Origin of the sequence: Thalassotalea sp. Y01, assembly GCF_012932945.1 — a bacterium.
GTDB lineage: Bacteria > Pseudomonadota > Gammaproteobacteria > Enterobacterales > Alteromonadaceae > Thalassotalea_A.
In genome coordinates this window covers 1-309 of record NZ_JABBXG010000034.1, presented here as the reverse complement: position 1 = coordinate 309, position 309 = coordinate 1, and the positions used below count along the sequence as shown (strand labels likewise).

The window sequence follows — 309 nt, the reverse complement described above, 5'->3', positions numbered from 1 at the left end:
AATATCCTTTAAAGCTTTTTTTATGCCTGAAAAACAGCGTGGCTAGACTTGAACTTTCAAGTCTCTGCAAAACCTCACGCGCACCATTTTAATTAGTGGCGATGTATCGAAAGCTTTAAAGCGTGTTTCATTAGAAATATCCTTTAAAGCTTTTTTTATGCCTGAAAAACAGCGCGGATAGACTTGAACTTTCAAGTCTCTGCAAAACTTCACGCGCACCATTTTAATTAATGGCGATGTATAGAAAGCTTTAAAGCGTGTTTCATTAGAAATATCCTTTAAAGCTTTTTTTATGTCTGAAAAACAGCG

The 309-nt window shown here is 35.6% G+C and carries 1 protein-coding gene; it reads right to left on the bottom strand.

Annotation, left to right across the window (positions count from 1 at the left end; genetic code table 11):
* Positions 1-42 precede the first annotated feature (42 nt).
* The coding region (locus HII16_RS16785; protein WP_211183550.1) for a hypothetical protein at positions 43-309 on the bottom strand (267 nt) is incomplete at its 5' end.